This is a genomic window from Streptomyces phaeochromogenes (genome assembly GCF_001418655.1).
Classification (GTDB): Bacteria; Actinomycetota; Actinomycetes; order Streptomycetales; family Streptomycetaceae; genus Streptomyces; species Streptomyces phaeochromogenes.
Genome location: NZ_LIQZ01000267.1, coordinates 1 through 17,167, shown reverse-complemented (window position 1 = coordinate 17,167; position 17,167 = coordinate 1). Strand labels below are relative to the sequence as shown.

Sequence of the window (17,167 nt, the reverse complement as noted above, 5' to 3'; positions counted from 1 at the left end):
TCATAGTCTAGCGTGAACCTCGGATATAACGACTGTCATAGACCGCGTGTGCAGCACAAAGGGAGATATCCACATGCCGATGATCCGGCTCACCGTCCCGCCCGGTTCCCTGACCGAAGAGGGCCGCAAGACTGTCCAGCGCGACCTGGCCGCCGTCCTGCTCCGCTGGGAGGGAGCACCCGACACCGCGTTCTTCCGCGCCCAGGCATGGAGTTACCTCGTCGAGCTCCCGGAGGGTGCGCAGACCACCGCCGAGGACGAGGAGCCCCGCTTCCTCGTGGACGTCACCGTCCCGCAGGGCGCACTGTCCGAGCGCCGGAAGGCGGGCCTGGTCGGGGACGCAACGAAGACGGTGCTCGGCGCCGCCGGCCTGTCCCAGGACGACGCACTGCGCGTGTGGGTGCTGGTCCACGAGCAGGCCGAAGGCACCTGGGGCGCGGGCGGCTCGGTCATCCGCTACGCCGACCTGGTGGCACTGGCGAAGGGGCAGCGCATCGATGCGTGAACTGACCTACGTCGCGAAGCGCACCGTCGAGTGGCGCGAGGCACCCGACCCGAAGCTCCAGTCGGACCAGGAGGCGATCGTCACCCCGGTCGCCGCCACCTCCTGCGACGTCGACTCCGCCATCCTGGCCGGGCACGGCTTCATCGACCCGCCCTTCGCCCTCGGCCACGAGTGCGTGGCCCGGGTCGTCGACATCGGCGACACGGTGACGGCAGTGTCCCCCGGCGATCTGGTGGTCGTCCCCTGGTCCATCAACTGCGGCACCTGCGACCACTGCCGCGCCGGACTCACGGCCCACTGCACGGCCGTACCGCACATGGCGATGTACGGCGCGCCCATCGGCGGGAGTTGGGGCGGCCTCTTCTCCGACCTGGTGCGCGTGCCGTACGCGGACGCCATGCTGGTGCCCCTGCCCGAGGGCCTCGACCCGGTCGCGATGGCCTCGGCCAGCGACAACTGGTCCCTGTCCTGGCGCCTGGTGGCACCCCACCTCAAGAACAAGCCCGGCGCCCGCGTCCTGGTCGTCGCCCGCGGCAGCATCGGTCTCTACGTGTGCGACATCGCCCGCGCGCTCGGCGCCGCCAACGTCCTCTACGTCGACCCGGACCCCGAACACCGCGAACTGGCCCGCAGTTACGGCGCCGCCACCGCCGAGACGCTGGAACCTGTCCAGCACGGCTTCGACATCGCCGTCGAGGCCACCGGCCGCGTCGAACAGCTCGCCCTGGCCGTCAAGTCCCTCGCCCCGGAAGGGATTTGCGAGTCAGCCGGCAACCACTTCCGCCCCGGCGAACTGCCCCTGCTCGACATGTACCTCACCGGCGTCACCCTGCGCATCGCCCGCGACAACGTCCGCAACCACATCCCCGACGCCCTCGAACTGGCCGCCTCGGGCAAGGTCGACCCGGCACGGGTCGTCTCCCACGTCCTCGACTGGGAACAACTCCCTCACGAACTGCCCGAGGGGCGCCTCAAGCCCGTGTTCGTCCGCGCCGACGGCTGACCGCGTCGCGACCACGGCCAACACCCCGACCGAGAAACTTGATGAACGCAATACAGATCGAATCCCCAGCGACGAACCACGACACAGCAGGCACGACGGGAACGGAACTGGACCTCCAACGGGAGGCTGTTGCCGCTCTCGGCCACGAACTGAGGGCCCTCGTGGACGCGACCGTACGCACCGCAGCCCCGACCGAGGTCCTACATCGGATCACGGACGAAGTCCGCCTCATCAGGGGACAGTTGACCGGTCGGCGACGCACCAGGGCGGAGATCCCGGACGTCGACGAATTCCCCGGAGAGATACGGATGTACAGCCCCGTGACGGGAGCCGGGAGCCCTCTCGCTCCCCCAATGCAGGTGACCGCGGACAGCGATGGCGCCGTCGGCCGCTGCACCCTCGGTATCGCCCACGAAGGACCGCCCGGCTACGGGCACGGCGGAATGAGCGCCATGCTGCTGGACGAACTCATGGGCAGAGCCTGCATCGCTGCCGGACTGCCCGGCATGACAGTCTCCCTCCAGGTGCGCTACCGCCGGCCCGTGCCCCTGGAGACGCCCCTGTGGGTCCACGCCCGGGTCACGGGCACCGAGGGCCGCAAGGTCTTCGTGGACGGCTCGATCAGCACCGCGGAGGACCCGTCGGCCGTCGTGGTCACCGCGGACGGTGTCTTCGTCACGCCCGACCCCGACCGCGCCCGCGTTCTGTTCCCGACCGTGCGGTGAGTACCACGTGCCGCGCGTGCCTGCCGCCACTGTTCGCCTCAGGGCAGATCGTGGCGCATTGCGTGAGCGACGAGTTCGCCGATGAGTACGGCCGTGGCCGCCGGGCCGCGCAACGGGGCCTCGGGAAGGACGGACGTGTCCGCCACGCGAAGTCCCGCGAGGCCGTGGACCCGGCCGTACTGGTCGACGATCGCGGCGGGATCGTCGGCCGGTCCCATCGGTGCGGTGCCACAGGCGTGGTGAGCGGTTCCCAGGTGGCCCGCGATCCACGCGTCCAGGGCACGGCCGTCGGCGACGGGTTCCGGGGCCGGGGCCGAGCATAGCTCGGCAGACCTCGCCGAAGGCGCGGGTGGCAGTCAACTCTGCCGTGATACGGACGACTTCACGCAGGCGGCGCCGGTCCTCCGGTGCCCGCAGATAGCCGTACTCGATGCGCGGAGGCGTGGCAGGGTCGGCCGACCGGAGGCGCAGGCTGCCGATACGGCGAGGGGTCTGGGCCGACGCCAGGAAAGCCAAGGGAGCACCCGGGACCGTCACAGTTCCAGCGACCAGTGCCGCCACGGGGGTAAAGGACTGGAGGATTTCCAGGTCACCTTCGTAGGCGCTGTCGGAGGACGAGAGGTGCACGCAGCCGCCCAGCCAGGAGTCGGTGGGTTCGCCCAGGTCCCAACTCGGGGCCCATTCCAGTAGCACCTGGGGGTGATCGCTGAAGCGTGCGCCGACGGCGGGAGCGTCCTTGAGCACGGGCAGACCCAGGCGTTCGAGGTCGGCGCGCGGTCCGATGCCCGACAGGTGCAACAGATGCGGGGTGACGAACGACCCCGCGCAGAGCACGACTTGCCCCGCGTCGAGAGTGGTGCGGCGTCCGCCGCGATCGACGAGAACTCCGGTGGCGCGGCCGTTGGTGATGACCACTCGGAGCACCCTCAGGCTCAGCCTCCAGGGACGTCCTCGATCCGAACGTCCCCGATGCTCCTGAACACGGTCAGGCACCTCCAGGTCCCCCTCCGACGGCCGCCTCCCCTCAGAGGCCTGAGAACGCAGGTCGTCGCCGCCACCGGGTCCGGCAAGACACTGATCGCCGTGGAATCATCACGCCGACTTGCCGCACGGCGTGAGCTGGTTCTGGCGCCGATCCTCGATCTGCCGACCCAGATGACGCGTGCGTGGCGCCGTGGTGGGCGTGGGGGTGCGATGGCGGGCGTGTGCTCGCTGCGGGCCAAGGAGAGCGACGGGGTGCCGTGTAACACCGATCCGGACGAACTGGCCGCATGGACAGCGGGATCTGGAGAATACGGCGCGCTGAGCGGGTCCGGGCTGAGGCAGCGTCCGAAGCCAGGTTCATGGACTCGCGCGCCCAGCAGAGACAGACCGGTGCTGTTGTCCTCGGTCTTGCCGAGGCAGCTGTTCTCCGCGTCTCATCAGGCAGGCCGTTCGGGGATCCTCGGAAGGACCCGTTCGGCGATGTCCAGGAGAACGCTGTCGTCAGGGAGGGCTCCTGACCTGCTCCACACGACAATGTCGCAGTAACCGCCCCGGTCATTGCGGTCCAGCGCCACGGTCAGCGTCCTGGCCAGGGGGCCCTGTTCGACCGGTCCGCCGGATCCGCCACTCCCGAGATCGATCTCGATCTTCATGGTGGGAGCCGAGGAGAAGACCGCGGGCCGACCGACAGCCGTAAGCGTCTTGATGTCCGTCTCGTCCCCGAACTTCATCAGCTTCACGTACTGGTCGGTCGTCAGCTTGTTGTAAGTGGCCGAGACGTTCACGGTGTACGTGTCGAAGGCGACCTCGGCCTCCGGATTGGCGACCCTCCCATCGGTCAACGGGGCGGTGTTGTTGGTGCCGGAAGCAGTGGTAGCGGTCTCTTCAGGCGTTCCCAGAAGCTTGGCCAGGTCTGGCCGGTTGAGCGCCTTGCACAGCTCTTCGCCGGTCACGGGCCGGGGCGTCTGCTGGTAGACCTTCGGCAGCTCCTCGTGTGCCCCACCCGAACACGAGGCGGGCTGCGGTGTACTGACGTCGGACGGCATCACGCGTGGGGCTACCCACAGCACGGCCCCGAGTGCCCCGAACACGGCCACGGCCGCAACGGCCTGGCCCCATGCGTTGTGGTCCTTCTCCGCAGTGACCGGGCCGGGACGCGGCCCCGTTCCGGCCTGGGCCGCAGCATCGGCCGCCGCCCCGTCCGCCGAGGCTGCCGGACTCGGGTTCCGGCGTGCGCGCAGGGCCCGGACCACCACGTAGATGCGTATGGCTGTGAACACGAGGAACACCACGCCGAGACCGGCCGCGACCCATTCGTGATCGTGGACGGCGAGATACATGATGCGTACGCCGAGAACCGACCCGACTGCAATGAGGAGGGGTTCGCGGACCCAGAACGGCAGGAGACGGATGAGGAAACCGAGCATCCGGCGATCTCACCACGCCAAGATCACATTCGCCGTGGTGGAAGCCACAGTTCCGAGCATGTGCAGGGCCTACTTTGAGGGCCGGGACACTGGCGGAGGCGATCGGGCAGGGCAGCCGGTCCGGCCCGCCCCGCGAACCGAGTTCATCCAGGACCAGGCGGTGGAGTTTGGCCCACACCCGGGCCTCGGTCCACTCGGTGAACCGGCGGACGGCGTTGACGCCCGACAGAGCGAATCCGGGTGGCAGTCGGTTCCAGCTCGGGACTCGACACACAGAGCGCCGTCAGGCATGCCACCAGCCACTGATTGGCTCTCGACCGGGAACAGCGCGCCAGGAAAACTGTGGACCTCTGATGCTGTGCTTGAGGGAGTTGTGATGCAGGTCGCCGTGGTCACCTTCGACGGGTTCAACGAGCTCGACAGCTTCATCTCTTCCGCGCTGATCAACCGATGTCGTAAGGACGGCTTGGAAGCCTTCATCACTACGCCGACGCCGGTTGTCACGTCGATGAACGGCGTCGAGGTGACCGGGCAGCGCCCGATGGAGTTCGTGACCGAAGCCGACGTCGTGCTGATCGGTAGCGGGGTGAAGGCGCGAGAGGTGGTCGCCGACGACAGGCTGCTCTCCAGGCTGCCGCTCGACCCGTCACGACAGCTGATCGGTGCGCAGTGCTCCGGCGCGCTGGTGCTCGCCCGGCTCGGGTTGCTGGAGGGCATGCCGGCTTGCACGGACATGAAGAGCCGAGCCTTTGTCGAAGCCTGCGGCGTCACCGTGGTGGACGCGCCGTTCCACGCCGAGGGGAACATCGCTACGGCGGGCGGTTGCCTGGCGTCCCAGTATCTCGCCACGTGGGTGATCACCCGAATGCTCACGGAGGACGCGGCGCGCGCCGTCATCGACTACGTGGCTCCGGTCGGCGAAAAGCAGGACACTGTCGAGCGGGCCCTCCGTGCCGTCCACGCAGGCGCGGTTGCACTGCGCTGACTGCTCGCAACCAGCATCTCGGGCCACTTGCGATCACGACGACGATTCTTGAACGCATTGAGGGCGCGGCGTCGTCCGGGGTACGCGTGAGCCATGGACGCGGCGAACAAGGCGGGGCCAGGACATGCTGTCCCCGCTGGTTGCCCGTCAGCTTGACTTCCTCTGCGTTGTTTCGGTGAACGCCAACCCTTGCAGGGCGAGTTGTTGCGTTTCGTATCGGCCTTCGGTCGTGGCCTCCGCGTCGAACCCGTGCACGATCTGCGGTGGGTAGCCGATGAGTTCGAGCGCCCGGCTGGGCAGCGCCTGCCGGGACGCCTCCTCCGACTCCCACAGCAGAACGGCTCCCCAGCGGTTGTTGTCCGGATCGGAGAGCTACATCTTGAAGCGAAGTCCGGGCACCTCGGAGAACGCGGCGACGGATTCCTCACGCAGGTACTCACGCATGGACTCGATGGTCTGTCCGGAGGCGGACAGGTCCCACCAGACAATGTCGGCACGCATGGCGCTCTTTCCTCTCGAGAACGGAATTCGGCTCTCGGCCGGTCAGGTCACGCTGCTACGGGGTGATTCAGGCAGTTCCTGCGCCGTTCGGGCCGAGATCGGCGTGCCCCACACCCCTGCCCGGTGACGAGGTCGCAGGCGGTCATGGCGCTGGAGGGTGGGGCGGCCAGGGCCCGAGATCAGGCAGTTCCTCCGCCGCCGCTGGTGACACGACCGGCGTACGTCCGGCCAGCCAGGCCCCCAGGTCGCGCAGGCTTCCGGTGACCACCGTGCCCGGAGGCCCAGCGCCGACGGACCACTGGCGGCCCACGTCCTCCGCACGGAGGCGTGCGCCTGTCGGAAGGCGGCCGAGGAGGATGTCGATGGTGTGCGCAGCCAGGTCCTCGGGCCAGTCGTCCGGCCGCACGCCGAGTTCCAGATCGACCATGTGGATCCATGCCTCGCGCCAGCGTGCGAAGACAGTTGCGGCGAGGTTCGCGTTGCGGAACGTCACCGGACGGCTCCAGTCCACGTCGGTGGCGCGTGCCCAGGATGCCTCCAGCCCGGCCGTGTGCGCGGCGAGCTGCGCGCGGTGCTCGGCCGCGCTGCGGCCGGCCGTCGCCTCGATGATCGCGTTGCGTTCGTCGACCCCGCCGTCGTAGCCCGCGACAAGTTCACCGCGCAGGGCATGTTCCGCGAGACGGGCGAACATTCTCGCGTTGTCGGTGAGATGCGCGAGGACGTGGCCGCGTGACCAACCCGGAAGGGCGGATGCCTCGGCGACCTGCCGGTCACTCAGGCTGGCCACGAGCCTCTCCAGTGTCCGGTGGGCCTCGATCACAGCTGAGACAGGGGTTGCATGGCTCTCCGTCCTACAGGGCCGGGGTCTGGTTGAGGACTGCAGGCGCCTGGGCAGCGAGTTCCTTGAGTGGCTCACCGCTCAGCCGACAGACCGTCCACTCGTTGGCTGACGGTCATGTACGCAGTACCTCGTTGGTATGCGCGATGCACTATGCGGATGACGGATGGAACCGCCCTCGTCGGCCGGACTCGCCCGGAGTTGGAGCAGTGGATGTCCGGTCGAGCCGCGAACAGAGCGCCTCGTACGGCCGCCGTACGAGGCACTGCGGCATGGTGAGAAGGTCCGGAGACCCCTACCTCAGACCTTCCGGATCCGGTCTACGTCAGACCTTCCGGATCCGATCGGCGATCTCCGGCCTCATCGCGAACCCGGCCGCCTTGTATGTGGCGACACCGCCGACGTTGGAGCTCGGCGTGCACACGCGCACGCTTGACGAGCCCATCTCCCGCAGTGCGGCCGCCCCGGCGACGGTGATCGCCCGGCCGTAGCCACGGCCACGGTGGTCTGCGTGGACGCCCATCGGCTCGACCAGACCCGGTTTCCCCGGGCCGGCCGACCAGACCGTCACCACCGCCGCCGGGTTGCCCTGATCGTCGTAAACACCCAGGCATCGGGCGTCGGCGTAGAACGGTGCCGCGGACATCTTGTGCCGGTACTCGCGCGTGGACTTCGTGGGGTTGAACGCGGACCGCAGAACATCGGCGAAGTCCTGTGCCTGCTCCAGGCCGATCTCCTTGATCCGCACACCGGGGTCCTCCACCTCTTCGGCGAGGTCGCGGAAGAGCGGCGTCCACGGCTCGTCGACTCCCCAGCCCTCCTTGGTCAACAGGTCGTGGAGCAGCAGGCCCTGCGGCGCCTCGATGGATACCGCTCCTTCCTGCAGCACGCCGCGCTCGGGCAGCGAGAAGTCCTCGATGAGCCGGCGCGCCAAGTCCTCGTCATGGAAAGCGTCGGGAGCGACCGTCATCCGCACGAGCGTCGGCGAATCCAGCATCCCGACGGCGAGGATCCGTCCGCTCCGGCTCCAGGTCCGTACCGCTGTGGCCGTCTCGGCCGTTCCGAACCGGTAGTTCCAGCCGATGTCCCCGGGATGCAGTTGCATCGGCGTTTCGTCGTGCTGCCACTCCCGCAGCGCCGCTATGGCCTCGCGCACTCCGTCGGCCGTCGGCGTCCTCAGCACAATCGTCATAGTCGGGATCTGACACTCCCGTTTCGGTGGCGTGCAACCGATTAGCTGCCGAAGCGCTTCAGGGTGATGGCGGCGGGAGGTCGATGGCGAGTCCGGTCCCTGCGAGGAAACCGTCGAGGGGCGTCGGGCCGGTACTGGAGGCGCTTGAGTCGGTTGCGCACGAGCGCGGCGAGTCGGTCGAGGGCAACACTGGAGAGGTTCGCGAGGCTGTGTTTCACGTAGGCCCATAGGCATTCGACCGCGTTCGGTTCGCGTGCGTAGGCGGGCAGGGTGAACACCGTCAGCCAGGCGCGCGCCTCGGTCAGGTCACGCATCTTGTGGGAGACGTGGGTGTTCAGGCGGGCCCACACGAGCACGATCGGTGCCTTGAGCAGTTGGTGCACGCCGTCGACAAGGGCGATGTAGTCGTGCTCGGACAAGCGGCGGCGCTCGCCCTTGCGTTCGGTGTGGCGCCGCAGACGGCGGCACAGCCGGGTCCGCGAGCCCGGACGCATCGCGATCATCCCGGCGACCGAGACCCGCCCGAGCCGCGGCCGTTCACCTTCGACCGGGGTGCGCCGTCCCAGATACGTCCGGTCGACGGCCTGCGGGTGAACCCCGCCTCGCGCTCGAAGCAGATCCAGCCGCGGCAGGCCGCCCGGGTGGTTTTACCTCCGCCCATGTCACCGCTCTGATGGACGCGCTGGGGCTGGTCAGGGCCCATTCGCAAGCCGAACTCTGATTGTGCTCCGGAGCCGTGTGCGCAGGTTCGAATCCTGCCGGGGGCACTCGCCCACCCACATACCAAGAGTGGTAGGTGACCGGGGCGGCTGCTGATACGAGAGAGCGGGACCCAGTGTCAATGGGTCCCACTGAGCCTCCGCCAACTTGAAGCCGCAGGTCAAAGGGCTGGTGTGACCGGATTTCGCAGTGCTCAAGCTGTTCGTGGGCGACTGTCTGAGGAGTAGATCGTCCGTCAGGGGGCAACTTGCCGGTTCCTGCTCTCTGGGGCCTGGGTGCCTTCTACGATCCGGTGTATGGATCCTGAGCTGCTGGAACGGATCACCGCGCGGCGTGCGGAGCTGGACGAACTCGAGGAACGGCTGGCCAAGGAGTTGGCGGAGGTGCGGACTGAGCGCACGAACTCGCTGTCGCCGAACGGGTCCTTGAACGGGTGAGTGAACAGCTTGCCGACGAACGTGCCTCGGCCGCGCCGGCTCCTGGGCAGGTGGGTGGTCGCGCGGTGATGCTGATTCCGCACCGCGCGCCAGACGTGGAGGAGACCGCGCTCCCGCCGGACTACCAGCGCATTCTCGCCGTCGTGCGGCAGGCCGCCGGACCGGTCATGACCCGGCAGGTCGGCGAGATGCTGGGGGTGGACGTCAGCGTGCGGTCCAAGCTGGAACCGCTACGAGGGAAGCTGGTCAGGCTGACCGACCGCGGCTGGCTGGCTGGCTGGCTGGCTGGCTGGCTGGCTGGCTGGCTGCGGAAAATGCCCGACGGCCGGTTCACCACTCGCCTGTAACCAGGCACGCCACTTCTTGGCGGTGCGGTGCGGGCGTAATCGGGGTGCCCCCGGCGGCCGTTGGGACTGTGTGACGAGAACCTATGAGCGCGCCGAGGACTCCTGCCCGCTTGTCTACCAGTGCCGTCTGCCGCTGTCCACGAGCACCGTTAACCACCTCGCCGATCTGCTGCGACGCCACTTGAAGGCGATACGGTCCAGGTGGCGGGCCCTGCCGCCTGGAAGGATCGCAGTGATCGTCCTGGCCGTACTGCGTCACGACCAGCGCCTGGCCGACATGGCTGGCGGCAACAACGTGTCCGAGTCCACCGTCCGCCGCTGGCGTGACGAGGTGATCGTCCTGCTCGCCGCGCAGGCGCCCCGCCTGGACCGCGCCCTGAAGAAGATCGCCAAACGGGGCGGGGAGGTGGTCCTGATCGACGGCACCCTCATCCGCACCCAGCGCCGCACCGGGAGAGCCGACCGGCGGAACTACTCCGGCAAGTACCGCAGTCATGGCCTGCACTTCCTCGCCCTGACCGACGAGAGAGGCCGCCTGATCTGGGTATCCGCCGCCCGGCCCGGTTCCACCCACGACAACACCGCCGCCCGCCAGGATCACATCCTGGCCCACCTGCGCGCCGCCGGCCTTGGGGCGTTGGCCGACCTCGGCTTCCGCGGTCTGGACAACGACATCCGCGACCCCGTGATCGTCACCGGCTACGCCGCCACCCGCACCCACAAGCTCACCCCGGGCCAGAAGGAAGCCAACCGTGTCCTCGCCGTCGGGCGTGCACCGGTCGAGCACGGCTTCGCCCACCTCAAGAACTGGCGGATCCTGACCAAGCTCCGTACCGACCCTGCCCGCGCCACCCACCTCCTGCGTGCACTGCTCGTTCTGACGAACCTGGAAGTCAACCGCTGATCTTCAAGCCGTCCTGGCACGGTCAGTCGGCTTCTTGCGTGATCAGGTCGCCGCCCGGCTCAGGCAGGGGGCCGGAAGCCGACCTGCCAGTGCCACGTACCACCCCGGCAGCTCAGGACTGTGCCGCCGTCCCTCACATGCAGGACGTCCTCGTTCTCGTCCCAGGCCATTCGCAGCAGCTCGTCCTGGGAATCCCCCTGCAGCAGCCGCTTCCACAGCGGGCCCGCCGGTGCCCCGAGGGTCTCCATGTCGAGGGACCGCACGCCCTCCAGGATCAGGAACACAGGTCCGAGCCGCCGGTATGGCATCGCTTCGGACTCCACGTACGCGTCGGAGAACGCCAGCTCGATGCGCAGGGATCCGTCCGACGGCAGCACGGACGTGCGGTACCCCTCGGAATCGACGTCCATCTCGCCAATGCCGGGGATCTCCCAGCCGGTGATCTCCCGGCGGGACGGCTCGGGCTCCGCCCCTAGGACCGGGGTACAGCCTTCCCACATGGTCAACCTTTCGTCTTGAAACGGATCGGGGGTGCGGAGCGGACCGGCGACACCCACACATGATCTCCTGCGCGAAATGATCTCGTCGACCGTCTTTCGGCTCAGGCGCTGACCGTGCTGACGGACGATCTACTGCTCAGACAGTCGGCCGTGAGCAGCCTGAGCACCCCGACAGCCGATCACACCAGCCCTTTGACCTGCGACTTCAAGTTGACAGACGCTCACGCTTTGTCGTTGCTGCGCACTGATCGCGATAGACCTGCGATAGGAGGTCTGGCGACGGTCTCGGGTCATGCCGCACGCGCGGGGCCGTGTTGAGGCGCCTTGAGACGTGTGATCAGTTTGCGGTCGACCGCGCGCGAGGAATCCGGTTCGTTGGCGACGGCCCTTTGCTTGGTCTCAGCAGTCTCATTCGAGTGACCGCGCTGCCGCTCGAACGGCAGGGTGCGCGTCAGCCGTACCAGTTACCAACTACCAGTTCGCCGCGATCGGCGCCTGAAGACCGTGGGAGGGCCCCTGTTCGGCCCCGGAGGAGTCGTCGACGAACAGCCAGATCACGATCATGGCCAAGAAGCCGACCACGAGAAGTGCAGGCAGACCCAGGATGAGGGCGACCACCCACCACCTGGTCCGTCCCGCGGGGACCTGGATGTCCTCGTCCCCCACCGGTCCGCCCCGCGTCGTTCCCATGAGATCCATCCTTCGTCTGCCGGCTTCCACCGGCCGTGTTCTGTCAGCTACCCCGCAGGAGTTCTTGACAACGATCCCGCTGAGGTGTGCCGGTCAGGCGCAAGGAGTGCTTGTCGTCGGCCCATCTAACCAGAAGCATCGCCTTTCCCCGCGCCCGACCTTCCGCCAACTCGGCCTGTGCTCAACCAGGTTGAAAGGGCCTCAGTCACGGCGGTGAGCTCGGCGATGAATCCCGTTCGTGACCTCGACGCGGTCGGTCGAAGCCGTTGCGCAGTTGTATCCGGGTTTCCTCAATGCGAGTCAGCCGGTCGGCCTGATTGGTGAGCTGCGCGTATGCATCACCGATTCGCCAGTACAGCTCGCCAATCACGTGGGCCTGTTCCATCAGGTCCAAGTAGGCGTTACGCCGACTGTCTCGCACATGGTCCCGGCGCTGTCCCTCAATGAGGGGTGTGCATCGTGAAGTTGCTGGTCACGGATCTGGTGTGAGGGTCGGGAGAGCTACTCGCGCTGGTCATCGGCCGGTGTCCACGGCGAAGATCGTCTGACATGCCGTTCGGAGCCGTCCTCGGTTTGTGCTGTGTCGACCGCTGTGCCGCTCTTACGATCCGGGGCCGGGCCGGTACGCCGGGAGAGCGTGGGGATGCGGGAGCTGGAGCGGACCGGAGGCCGCCGCGACCGTCGCCCCGACGCCCGCCCGGGAGGAGGCCGACCCGGACGAAGCTTGCCCGCGGCTGAAGAAGCCGAGTCCCATCGGCCGAGTTGGCCTACGAGGAGGACTCGGGACCGTCGGCGCCGAACTGCCAGTGCCGGGTCATCGAGCGGTGAGGACGTGCGCCCATGGCTCATCGATGTCGGCCAGACCCAGCACGGCGACCACGTTGTCGAGCATTCCGGCGCCGAACCAGCGCCGCACAGCCTCGTCGTCGCCCAGCAACTGCCGAACAGTGTCAACCTGCTTGGCGTAGCACCGGCGCACGGCCTGTTCCACCAGCGGCTCGCCGACGGCACAGTTCGCGTGCATGAGGAAACGCAGGATGTTCCGGTCCGCGACGAGCGCGGTGTAGGCGCCGCGCGCCGCGTCCAACGCCGCTTCGGGCGCCGGCCCGGCCCCACCCGACGCCGGTGAGTGAGCGACCAGAGTGTCGGTCATGACGACAGACACGTGGTCGACCACCGCCGCGAACAGTGCTTCCTTGTTCGGGTACAGGCGATAGAGATACGGCTGAGAGACGCCGACCCAGTCTGCGATCTCGTGCGTCGTCGTACCGTAGAAACCCTTTTGCGCGAAGCAGTCGACCGCGGCGGCCACGATGGCCCGACGTCGTTCGTCGCTCTTCGTGCTGGTACCGGCGGCAGGCATGGGCGTCAGTCAAACACGGCTCCCCTCAGCCTCCAAAAGCCACGCTGCGGTCGGAGTCGGACGGCACGTCGTGGGGCGTGAGCGCCTCGATCGCCACCAGCGGGTTCCAGTAGTCCAGGTAGTGGGTGATGCGCGCGTCGTCATCGGTCCGGACGACGGAGATGCATGTCTGCTCGTACGGCTTGCCGGTCGGCAGCGCCGTGCCCGTCGAGCGGAATTCAGCGATCACCAGACTCGGATCGACCGTCTCGTGGAACACCAGGCCGACGAACTCCACGTCAAAGGTCTCGGGAAAGTTGCTCATGTGCGCGCGCAGTGCGTCTCGCCCCGTCACCCGCTGGGGCACGCCGGCCGGCGCGTACGGGAACTCGAGCACCGCGTCCGGGGCGAACAGCTTCACCCACTCCTCGGTGTGTCCGGCAGCGGTGAGGCGCAGGTGCTCGGCCACGGCGTGCTGGGCAGCGGCGCGGCGGGTGGCGTCGTCTTCCTTGACTGTCATTTTCACTCCTACGTTAGTGGTCGACCTATAACCTACTACGTCGTGAGCCGTTGTGCGGGTGGTCGAGCAGGAGGTGACGCCATGGGACCCCGGTCCGGTCCACGCAGAGGATGGCGTTCAGAAAACCCCCTCGGCGGCGGGCGGCGGCCCGGCGCCGTCGGCGCCCGTCACGCTTCGGCGAAGATCGTCGGTCACCGAGAGACTTCGCGGTTCGTCAGGACCAGCAGAGTCCTCACCAGGGCGGTCGCCCACTTCGGATCGGTGCGTACCTTGCCGAGTACGCGCCAGTTCTTCAGGTGGGCGAAGCCGTGCTCGACCGGCGCCCGTACTGCGGCAAGGGCCCTGTTGGACAGCTTCTGCCCGCGCGTCAGCGGCCGGTTCCGGGCGGCCTTGTAGCCGGTGATCTCCGAGGTACGTACGCGCCGCGCCGCCGATACCCACAGCAGTCGACCCTTGCCGTCGGTGAGCGCGATCACGAGCAGGCCATGGTGTTTGTGCTTGCCGGAGTAGTTCTTCCGGTTCACCGTGCCGGTGCGCCGCCGGGCGCGGATCAGCGAGCCGTCCAGCAGCACCACCCCGCCACCCGTTCGGGTGATCCTCTTCAGGGTGCGGCCCAGGCGCGGGGCGCGAGCGGCCAGCAGGCCAACAACTTCCCTGACCCAGCGGGTCACGGTGGTGCGGTGTATCCCGTTGCCGCCGGCCAGGTCGCCCGGCCGCTGGTCACAGCGCAGCACCGCGAGCACGATGGCGGCGATCTTCCCCGCGGGCAGGGCCCGCCACCGCGAGCCGATCTTCTTCAGGTGGCCGCGTACCAGACTGGCGAGCCAGTTCAGGGTCGCACTCGACAGCGGCAGGCGTGCGGTGTAAGCAAGGCCGTCTGGGCCCCGGCGAGAGGGTTGTTTTTCTTCACACCAAACTCAACTGCCGCCGGGGACCCGCCGGTTACGGTCCTTAAGGCACCCGCCGGCGGCGTGGCTACGAGCGTGCGGTGAACTTCCCGTCGGGGCGTCTGTGCAGCCAGCCGCGATCGGCGAGCTTAGTCATTTCGCCCGCAGCGGCTCCAGCTTGCCGCGCACCGAGGCGTTCAGACCCAGCCGCTCGCCGACTGCCCTGACCTGCACCGGGCCGTCGGCCTCCCGCACGATCGCCAGGATCTTGCGATAGTCGCCGGGCAGCGCGCCCTCCTCGGCCGCGTCGCTGCGGTGCGGGATGAGCAGGACTTGCGCGCCCGGCCACCTTCGCCGATACCGGAGCGACAACCTCGGCGTCGGCCTGGACCTGCTCGGCCAAGCGGTTCAACACCCGCTCCGCGACCGCCAGTTCGTCCCGCTCGACCTGGACCTCCTGAAGCTGCTTGGTCAACTCCTCGGCGAGGGCATCCAGTTCGCTCCGGCGGGCGGCGATCCACTGCCGCTCCTGCATCCCGGGCCCTCCCGCGATCTCGTGGCGTGCCGACCTGCCGACCTGCCGACCTGCCGACGGATCGTAGGCGGGGGCAAGTCGCGAGCGCAGCCGAACCAGGTATCCCACCGGAACCGGACCACCCAATGATCTACACCAAGGTCATCGGCCGCCGACCGGCGCGAGTACCCAACTCGTCATTCACACCAGACCCGCGACCTGCGACTTCACGATGCACACCACTCAATGGATGTCTCTGCTTGGGCCCTTGTCGCCCGCGCGTTCCCGACCGTGGTCACCCAGCTCGCCAGGACCGCTGTGCCGCCTGTGAAGACCGCTACCCACACCGTGCTGTCCCCCGCCACGAGTCCAGTGGCGACGCCCCGTCTCAGGCTGTCGAGACGGCCTCTGTTCTCAGCGCAGCGGCGCTGTGGCGGGTTCATTGCTTCAGGGGCGCTTGAAAACATTGTGGGTACCGATCCGACGCAAGGTCCCATGGATGTCGCCAGGGGTCTTGGATTCCCCATGATCGGGGCGTGGTCGGTGCGCAAGGAGCTTCGGGAGTGGTCAAGGGCTGTCGCCGGACCAGTCGAAGCGGCTCGGGTCGCCCGGGCGCGGGTCGTACAAGGCCCGGCCTCCGGCACCGAACCGACCGAGCTCGGTGGACAGAGCGGCGCCGCCAGCGATCTGGTCCGGCGTCCAGCCGGTGACATCCAGGAGCAGCCCGTCCAAGGGCCCGCCGACCAGTGCAACGTAGGAGCCGCCCGGGCGTGGGCCCGGGTCAGGGTCGTCGTGGTCGTGGCCGTATATCCGGCCGCGCAACAGTTGCTCATCGCCATTCACGGCGTTCAGTCTTCCAGCCGCCACTGACATTGATACTCGTAAGCGGTTCCGGCGGTCGTGGCTCTGCGACTGACTGACGCTCTGCTGGGCTGTCTTCCCGTTGTTCTGCCCGATCGCCGGTACTGGTTCTCATGGCTCCAGCCGGGCGCGACCGTGCCGGGCCAGATTCTCTTCGAGGACGCCGAGGACCCGCACATCAAGGAGTTCAGGACCGTCACCCCCGATCCGGAGCAGGCCCTGCCCTTGATCGAGAAGGCGTACGGCGACCCGGGCGCCGCAGCCGACACCCTCGGCCACATCGGGCTGACCCAGCAGGTCGAACAGGTGGCGATCGCCCTCGCCGCGACCGGAGAGCGCACCACCCAGGAGGCCGTCCGCCTGACCAACACCGTGGCCGACCCCCTGGACGCCCGCAACGTCCTGCCCTCGGTGGTGAGTTCGGTACGGGCCGCCTCGGACAGTCTGCCGAGCAGCTGACATCCAGGGAGAGCACGGTCGGCGGGCACGACACCATGCCGACCGTGCTCTCTCAGGCCCCGGCCGCCCTCACCAGCTCGCCAAGGTCACCGCGATCGTGGCCCGTGAACGCCAGCGCCAGGACATACGCCCATGCTGGCCCTGCCTCTCCCCCAGCGCGCGGCGACCCCCGAAAGAGCCGGCAGTACGTGTGCGAGCGCAGGACTCCACTCGTAGGCTGAATTCCTCGGGGGCGTTCACGGAGGTTCGCCATGCCCCGGGTCAGGCGCTATTTCGTGCGGCCTGGTGACTTCTCTGAACCAGGTCCTGTCTGGAGTCCGGATCACGAGTTCGGTAGATCGCCTGCGTCATGGAGTCCTTTCTTGATAGGCCGTCAGTCATGGCGTGAGGCGATCTCACCGACGCGCAGTGGGCCCTGAATGAGCTCCTCCTTCCGATCGCCGCAGTCGGACCCATCCCCGACCTGCGGAAACACTTCAACGCGGTGATGTGGCGGTTCCGCACGGGCAGCCCCTGGCGCGACCTTCCCAGCGAGTTCGGGCACTGGCAGAGTGCGTACGACCGCTTCCGGATCTGGGCGACACAGGGAGTCTTCCAGTACCTGATGGAGGCGGTGATTGCCGAGGCCACTGCCCAGGGCCAGGCGGACCTGGGCCTGGTCAGCGTGGACTCGGTGACAGCACGGGCGCACTACCACGCTGCCGGGATGGCCCTGGACTCCGAGCAGTTGGCGGCCCTGGAAGCGGCTGCCGCGTCCGAAACGGGGGCGCCGCGGAGGGACAACAGTCGCAGGACGGACAGTGCGACGCTCGGCGCGCGCCGAGCG

Annotated in this window: 22 protein-coding genes and 4 pseudogenes; 11 read left to right on the top strand and 15 right to left on the bottom strand. The window is 68.2% G+C overall.

Translation table 11 applies throughout. The features are described from left to right. The first annotated feature begins 73 nt into the window (after positions 1-73). Genes AOK17_RS31320 through AOK17_RS31310 form a run of 3 tightly spaced genes read left to right on the top strand, consistent with a single transcriptional unit; the run spans position 74 to position 2,233 of the window. Positions 74-505, top strand: coding sequence for a tautomerase family protein (locus tag AOK17_RS31320; protein WP_055615946.1), 432 nt, complete (start codon positions 74-76; stop codon positions 503-505). Next, entirely contained in the window at positions 498-1,508 is a 1,011-nt protein-coding gene (locus AOK17_RS31315; RefSeq protein ID WP_055615945.1) for a zinc-dependent alcohol dehydrogenase, read from the top strand. The genes AOK17_RS31320 and AOK17_RS31315 overlap by 8 nt, the downstream gene beginning before the upstream one ends. Before the next feature lie 41 nt (positions 1,509-1,549). Then, positions 1,550-2,233, top strand: a complete 684-nt coding sequence (locus tag AOK17_RS31310; RefSeq protein ID WP_055615944.1) for a PaaI family thioesterase — start codon at positions 1,550-1,552, stop codon at positions 2,231-2,233. 38 nt (positions 2,234-2,271) lie between these two features. On the opposite strand, the gene AOK17_RS53660 is transcribed toward AOK17_RS31310, so the two are convergent. Together AOK17_RS53660 and AOK17_RS53655 are read right to left on the bottom strand one after the other, a co-directional pair. Then, positions 2,272-2,487 (bottom strand): GMC oxidoreductase, encoded by a 216-nt coding sequence (locus AOK17_RS53660; protein WP_281198651.1) that lies wholly within the window; start codon positions 2,485-2,487, stop codon positions 2,272-2,274. 121 nt (positions 2,488-2,608) lie between these two features. Continuing rightward, positions 2,609-3,148 (bottom strand): annotated as a pseudogene (locus AOK17_RS53655) (GMC family oxidoreductase N-terminal domain-containing protein); the annotation flags it as partial. Here AOK17_RS53655 and AOK17_RS53815 point away from each other — a divergent pair. Further along, positions 3,035-3,763 (top strand): DEAD/DEAH box helicase family protein, encoded by a 729-nt coding sequence (locus AOK17_RS53815; protein ID WP_342671531.1) that lies wholly within the window; start codon positions 3,035-3,037, stop codon positions 3,761-3,763. The pseudogene AOK17_RS53655 and the gene AOK17_RS53815 overlap by 114 nt on opposite strands. On the opposite strand, the gene AOK17_RS31300 is transcribed toward AOK17_RS53815, so the two are convergent. Both AOK17_RS31300 and AOK17_RS51365 read right to left on the bottom strand, forming a co-directional pair. After that, positions 3,655-4,644, bottom strand: a complete 990-nt coding sequence (locus AOK17_RS31300; protein WP_055615942.1) for a DUF6215 domain-containing protein — start codon at positions 4,642-4,644, stop codon at positions 3,655-3,657. The genes AOK17_RS53815 and AOK17_RS31300 overlap by 109 nt on opposite strands. 73 nt (positions 4,645-4,717) lie before the next feature. After that, positions 4,718-4,903: pseudogene (locus AOK17_RS51365) on the bottom strand (IS5/IS1182 family transposase); the annotation flags it as partial. Positions 4,904-5,020: 117 nt separating this feature from the next. Between AOK17_RS51365 and AOK17_RS31295 the strand changes: the two are divergent. Beyond that, entirely contained in the window at positions 5,021-5,629 is a 609-nt protein-coding gene (locus AOK17_RS31295; RefSeq protein ID WP_055615941.1) for a DJ-1/PfpI family protein, read from the top strand. A gap of 372 nt (positions 5,630-6,001) precedes the next feature. Here AOK17_RS31295 and AOK17_RS53650 read toward each other — a convergent pair whose 3' ends face one another. The 4 genes and pseudogenes from AOK17_RS53650 to AOK17_RS54065 all read right to left on the bottom strand — a co-directional run. Continuing rightward, on the bottom strand, positions 6,002-6,130 hold the full coding sequence (locus tag AOK17_RS53650; protein WP_281198650.1) for a hypothetical protein: 129 nt from the start codon (positions 6,128-6,130) through the stop codon (positions 6,002-6,004). A gap of 142 nt (positions 6,131-6,272) precedes the next feature. Further along, a complete protein-coding gene (locus tag AOK17_RS31285) occupies positions 6,273-6,950 on the bottom strand; it encodes a maleylpyruvate isomerase family mycothiol-dependent enzyme (protein WP_281198649.1) in 678 nt (225 codons plus the stop codon). Between the two features lie 343 nt (positions 6,951-7,293). Next, positions 7,294-8,160 (bottom strand): GNAT family N-acetyltransferase, encoded by an 867-nt coding sequence (locus AOK17_RS31280; RefSeq protein WP_055615940.1) that lies wholly within the window; start codon positions 8,158-8,160, stop codon positions 7,294-7,296. A 58-nt stretch (positions 8,161-8,218) separates the two neighbouring features. Further along, a pseudogene (locus AOK17_RS54065) lies at positions 8,219-8,907 on the bottom strand (transposase); the annotation flags it as partial. Between the two features lie 269 nt (positions 8,908-9,176). On the opposite strand from AOK17_RS54065, the gene AOK17_RS51360 reads away from it, so the two are divergent. The 3 genes from AOK17_RS51360 to AOK17_RS31265 all read left to right on the top strand — a co-directional run bounded on the left by AOK17_RS51360 (position 9,177) and on the right by AOK17_RS31265 (position 10,568). Beyond that, entirely contained in the window at positions 9,177-9,317 is a 141-nt protein-coding gene (locus tag AOK17_RS51360; protein WP_169801961.1) for a hypothetical protein, read from the top strand. Then, positions 9,314-9,664 carry a hypothetical protein gene (locus AOK17_RS31270; protein WP_245697475.1) on the top strand — a complete coding sequence of 117 codons (351 nt, stop codon included), beginning with the start codon at positions 9,314-9,316 and terminating at the stop codon, positions 9,662-9,664. Before AOK17_RS51360 ends, AOK17_RS31270 begins: the two co-directional genes overlap by 4 nt. Positions 9,665-9,734: 70 nt before the next feature. Beyond that, on the top strand, positions 9,735-10,568 hold the full coding sequence (locus tag AOK17_RS31265; RefSeq protein ID WP_055615938.1) for an IS5/IS1182 family transposase: 834 nt from the start codon (positions 9,735-9,737) through the stop codon (positions 10,566-10,568). A 59-nt stretch (positions 10,569-10,627) separates the two neighbouring features. Here AOK17_RS31265 and AOK17_RS31260 read toward each other — a convergent pair whose 3' ends face one another. Both AOK17_RS31260 and AOK17_RS31255 read right to left on the bottom strand, forming a co-directional pair. Further along, positions 10,628-11,068: a hypothetical protein gene (locus AOK17_RS31260; RefSeq protein ID WP_055615968.1), complete on the bottom strand. Its 441-nt coding sequence runs from the start codon at positions 11,066-11,068 to the stop codon at positions 10,628-10,630. Between the two features lie 471 nt (positions 11,069-11,539). Then, positions 11,540-11,758 (bottom strand): hypothetical protein, encoded by a 219-nt coding sequence (locus AOK17_RS31255; RefSeq protein ID WP_055615937.1) that lies wholly within the window; start codon positions 11,756-11,758, stop codon positions 11,540-11,542. Between the two features lie 238 nt (positions 11,759-11,996). On the opposite strand from AOK17_RS31255, the gene AOK17_RS50930 reads away from it, so the two are divergent. Further along, positions 11,997-12,221 (top strand): hypothetical protein, encoded by a 225-nt coding sequence (locus AOK17_RS50930; RefSeq protein ID WP_157881436.1) that lies wholly within the window; start codon positions 11,997-11,999, stop codon positions 12,219-12,221. A 351-nt stretch (positions 12,222-12,572) separates the two neighbouring features. Here AOK17_RS50930 and AOK17_RS31250 read toward each other — a convergent pair whose 3' ends face one another. From AOK17_RS31250 to AOK17_RS31230, 5 genes are all read right to left on the bottom strand, one after another. Further along, positions 12,573-13,121 carry a TetR/AcrR family transcriptional regulator gene (locus AOK17_RS31250; protein WP_055615936.1) on the bottom strand — a complete coding sequence of 183 codons (549 nt, stop codon included), beginning with the start codon at positions 13,119-13,121 and terminating at the stop codon, positions 12,573-12,575. A gap of 25 nt (positions 13,122-13,146) precedes the next feature. After that, a complete protein-coding gene (locus AOK17_RS31245; RefSeq protein ID WP_055615935.1) occupies positions 13,147-13,620 on the bottom strand; it encodes a nuclear transport factor 2 family protein in 474 nt (157 codons plus the stop codon). Positions 13,621-13,811: 191 nt separating this feature from the next. Then, entirely contained in the window at positions 13,812-14,354 is a 543-nt protein-coding gene (locus tag AOK17_RS31240) for a transposase family protein (RefSeq protein ID WP_245697474.1), read from the bottom strand. Positions 14,355-14,660: 306 nt separating this feature from the next. Beyond that, complete coding sequence (locus AOK17_RS52615) at positions 14,661-14,879, bottom strand: hypothetical protein (RefSeq protein WP_245697473.1); 219 nt, start codon at positions 14,877-14,879, stop codon at positions 14,661-14,663. 709 nt (positions 14,880-15,588) lie between these two features. Beyond that, complete coding sequence (locus tag AOK17_RS31230; RefSeq protein ID WP_245697471.1) at positions 15,589-15,864, bottom strand: hypothetical protein; 276 nt, start codon at positions 15,862-15,864, stop codon at positions 15,589-15,591. 153 nt (positions 15,865-16,017) lie between these two features. On the opposite strand from AOK17_RS31230, the gene AOK17_RS31225 reads away from it, so the two are divergent. Next, positions 16,018-16,341, top strand: a complete 324-nt coding sequence (locus AOK17_RS31225; RefSeq protein ID WP_157881435.1) for a hypothetical protein — start codon at positions 16,018-16,020, stop codon at positions 16,339-16,341. A 406-nt stretch (positions 16,342-16,747) separates the two neighbouring features. Next, a pseudogene (locus tag AOK17_RS50255) lies at positions 16,748-17,167 on the top strand (transposase); the annotation flags it as partial.